This is a genomic window from Micrococcus sp. GbtcB5 (assembly GCF_019091605.1).
Classification (GTDB): domain Bacteria; phylum Actinomycetota; class Actinomycetes; order Actinomycetales; family Micrococcaceae; genus Micrococcus; species Micrococcus luteus.
On the sequence record NZ_JAGXJK010000622.1, the window covers coordinates 1 to 229 of the forward strand.

1 protein-coding gene is annotated in these 229 nt (G+C 70.7%); it reads right to left on the reverse strand.

All coding sequences use genetic code 11. From position 1 onward, the window contains the following. A partial coding sequence (locus KVS67_RS13740; protein ID WP_217565613.1) for an alcohol dehydrogenase catalytic domain-containing protein occupies positions 1-229 on the reverse strand: 229 nt, incomplete at both ends.

Consider the following 229-nt stretch of genomic DNA (forward strand, 5'->3'; position numbering starts at 1 on the left):
CGGAGCCCAGCTCCCGCACCAGGGTGGCCTCGCACTGGGACTGCAGCCCGCGCTGACACATCCAGCACCGCCCGCAGGAGATGGTGAAGGGCCCGACCACCCGGTCACCGGGCCGGATGTGGGTGACCTCGGACCCGACCTCGCGGACGATGCCCATCGGCACGTGACCGATCACGTCCCCCGCGTCCATGAACGGCCCCAGGACCTCGTACAGATGCAGGTCCGACCC